General features: G+C 38.7%; 5 protein-coding genes. 4 read left to right on the top strand and 1 reads right to left on the bottom strand.

Annotated features, from left to right (window positions below):
* The first annotated feature begins 78 nt into the window (after positions 1–78).
* Both V5804_RS13130 and V5804_RS13135 read left to right on the top strand, forming a co-directional pair.
* Positions 79–339 carry a DUF4160 domain-containing protein gene (locus V5804_RS13130; RefSeq protein ID WP_369591853.1) on the top strand — a complete coding sequence of 87 codons (261 nt, stop codon included), beginning with the start codon at positions 79–81 and terminating at the stop codon, positions 337–339.
* A 6-nt stretch (positions 340–345) separates the two neighbouring features.
* Complete coding sequence (locus tag V5804_RS13135; RefSeq protein ID WP_369591854.1) at positions 346–600, top strand: DUF2442 domain-containing protein; 255 nt, start codon at positions 346–348, stop codon at positions 598–600.
* 238 nt (positions 601–838) lie between these two features.
* Here the strand turns inward: V5804_RS13135 and V5804_RS13140 are convergent, their stop codons facing one another.
* A complete protein-coding gene (locus V5804_RS13140) occupies positions 839–1,153 on the bottom strand; it encodes a hypothetical protein (RefSeq protein ID WP_369591855.1) in 315 nt (104 codons plus the stop codon).
* Between the two features lie 351 nt (positions 1,154–1,504).
* Between V5804_RS13140 and V5804_RS13145 the strand changes: the two genes are divergently transcribed.
* Both V5804_RS13145 and V5804_RS13150 read left to right on the top strand, forming a co-directional pair.
* Positions 1,505–1,888 (top strand): DoxX family protein, encoded by a 384-nt coding sequence (locus V5804_RS13145; protein ID WP_369591856.1) that lies wholly within the window; start codon positions 1,505–1,507, stop codon positions 1,886–1,888.
* A 200-nt stretch (positions 1,889–2,088) separates the two neighbouring features.
* A complete protein-coding gene (locus V5804_RS13150) occupies positions 2,089–3,135 on the top strand; it encodes an LLM class flavin-dependent oxidoreductase (protein ID WP_369591857.1) in 1,047 nt (348 codons plus the stop codon).
* Positions 3,136–3,303 lie beyond the last annotated feature (168 nt).

The following is a 3,303-nucleotide window of genomic DNA, read 5'->3' on the forward strand; positions in this document are numbered from 1 at the left end:
TTTGGTAAGCTTAATCATTAGGTATATTACAATCAACAAGCTTTTTGTAGATTTGAAGTAGATTTAAAAAAGATGTTTATGCCCGAAATAAGTAGATTTTTTGGAATAATAATCCGTATGTATTTTGGCGATCATAATCCTCCACATTTTCATGCAATCTACCAGGAAGATGTAGCTGAATATGACATTAACACACTAACAATCCTTGTTGGAAGTTTACCACCGAGAGCACATGCAATGGTATTAGAATGGGCTTCTTTACATCGGGATGAGCTGATGGAAAATTGGAAACTTGCAACCGCAATGAAAGAAATCCATAAAATAGAACCATTAAAATAAGCAATAATGAATAAGATTATCGAGATAAATTTAATCAGCGATTTTTTACTTTTATTAAAATTTAACAATGGCGAATCTAAATTAATAAACTTTGAACCTTTGATTGGAAAAGGTATCAGCGCTCAGTTATTGGACAAGGATTATTTTAGTAAAGTATCAATTGATAACGGCGGTGGTTTGGAATGGCCTAATGGTATGGATTTTTGCCCGAACTTTTTAAAGGATTATGTTTCCAATAATGAAGCAAAAATCGAATCATAAATCGCATACTTATAGTTTATAATACCAACTTTTAAACTTTACATTTTTGATTTAATTTAATGATTTGCAATCAAGTATAAATTAAATGAATGCACTGCCTTTAATCTCAGAAAACCTGCTTTTCTATCAAACCAAATTCGTAAAATGTTACAACTGTGTATTTTAAAATTGAAACTATACTTGTCAACTAAATCCAACAATCTAAAAATACTTCTTTTACCAAGTAAAAATCATCCATTCATATTGGTACATAATTGTTGATTTTAGAGATCATATTTTCGGCCTCGCTGTTCCAATCTTTCTCATCTTCAGGGTAACTGTAGCCCAAACGTTTGTTTTCTTCGTCCATAAACTTAAAGATATCACCCAAAGCTTCGTGCACAGATTTCAGGAACTTATAATCTATACTGGTCAAACACCTGCCGCAGTCACCGACCCCTTTTCCGGGTTCGCACAGGTTCAGTTCTTTGATCACGCCATTCACAATTGTTGCGTTAAAATTGCCTTCAAAATGCCAGGTAAGTGTATTTTTTATTTCGCGGTGGTTTTCCATAGTTTATGGTTTGTTTTTGTAAATATTTAATAAGACATAGCCAAAAGAAATGCCAAACAGCAAATAATTAATACAGGAAAGGGGGTGCAGCTTTCTACAAATGCAAAAATCAAGTTGAAAGCAGATAGACTTAACCATTTACACAGATAAAAATCAAACCTTTTAAAAAAATCTTTTATTGCCTCTGTGTTTATAATCGTTTTGGTTGAGGAATTTTGAGGAAAAAAAGCGCGTTGCTGTAGTTTGGCCCTTCTAAACGAAAAAAGGAGTCATAAAAAATTACACTGTTTTTTTAACCGCTAATTGTTATTCATTTTAAAAAACATACATTGCCAAAAAAAACCAAAAACCATGAACACAAAAACAAGAAACATCATTGGCTGGGTTTTAACAGCCATACTTGCGTTTGCATTTATTGCCAGCGCTTCTATGAAACTGACCGGTGGCGAACAAGCGGCAAAAGGCGCAGCAGGTTTTGGCATCTCTTTGGCCACTTTGAAAATGCTTGGCGTTATAGAAATTGTTTCCATCCTGCTTTTCATTATTCCGCGTACGGGTATGCTGGGTTTGTTGCTTTTGTCGGCTTATTTGGGCGGTGCCATTGCAACCCATTTAGAACATCATCTTCCGATTACTGCACCGGTTGTGTTGCAATGTTTGCTTTGGATTACGGCAACGATACGCTTCCCGGAATTGAGCCAAAGGTTATCAGGCAAAGTAAGCACAGTTAAATAATTGTTTAAATCTATTTAGGTTCGATGGCGATGCTTCTTTTATCGGCATAAAATTTAAAACTTTAAAGCTGTACTTGCATTTAAACTTAGAAATTATGCCGGTAAAAGAAGCATGTTAAATCCTTTTGTAAGAAGTTAAAAGTTACACAAGTTTATACATCTTTTTTTCATTTTTAATTAATCTTTAATAGTAAAAATTGTATGGAAATTGGGGTTGATAGTTTTGCGGCCGCCATGCCGGATAACCACAGCGGTACAAATTTAAGCAGTGTCAAATCTATCCAGCATTTGTTGGAAAGAATGGAATATGCAGACCAGGTTGGCCTGGATGTTTTTGGTATCGGCGAACACCACCGCAAAGAATTTTTAGATTCCGCGCCAACGATGATTCTTGCGGCAGCAGCGGCGCGAACGAAACGCATCCGGTTAACCAGTGCCGTAACGGTGCTGAGCGCGGCCGACCCGGTTCGTGTTTTTCAAAATTTTGCCACATTAGACCTGATTTCGCAAGGCCGGGCCGAAATGGTGGTAGGCCGGGGTTCGTTTACCGAATCTTTTCCGCTTTTTGGTTTGAATTTGCAGGATTATGACGAGTTGTTTTCGGAGAAGTTGGATTTATTGCTGAATATCCGGCAGAACGAGACCGTAAGCTGGTCGGGCAGGTTTCGCCCGGCACTCAAAAACCAAGCTGTTTACCCGCGCCCTTTGCAAAACCCGATACCAATTTCGATAGGCGTAGGCGGCACACCACAGTCTTTTGTCCGTGCCGGTACTTTGGGTTTGCCGCTGATGGTGGCCATTATTGGCGGCGAAACACACCGGTTCCGCCTGTTGGTAGATTTGTACCGCGAGGCAGGAAGAAGGGCCGGGCATCCGCCGGAACAATTGAAAGTAGGCTTGCACTCCATTGGTTACGTTGCAAAAACCACGCAGCAGGCCATTGACGAATTTTATCCCGGCTACGCCGAAACTTTTACCAAAATAGGAAAAGAACGTGGCTGGCCGCCGGTTACAAGGGCACATTTTGATGCACAAATGAGCAAGCAAGGCGCATTGATCATCGGCGGGCCGGAAGAAGTGGCCGAAAAAATCATCCGCCATAGTGATGCGTTGGGCGGGATTTCCAGGGTCAGTATCCAAATGGACAATGCCAATCTGCCGCAAGACAAACTTTTGCAAGCTATTGAAATTCTTGGGAAACAGGTTGCGCCTTTGGTTAGAGAAAAAATTGGTTTGGTGAAAAGTTAATTGGATAATTGTTATCGTTGGATTTTGAAATTGTGGTTTTGAAGCATACTTCTTTTACCGGCCTAAAAACCCCGCGCATCAACTTTGCCTATCGTTACAATTCAAAAATTATAAAATTCAAAATTGTAAATTCTTAACCTAAAATATGTTAATTTTGTGTAATGACAA

The sequence above is a fragment of the Mucilaginibacter sp. genome (genome assembly GCF_041088075.1).
Taxonomy (GTDB): domain Bacteria; phylum Bacteroidota; class Bacteroidia; order Sphingobacteriales; family Sphingobacteriaceae; genus Mucilaginibacter_A.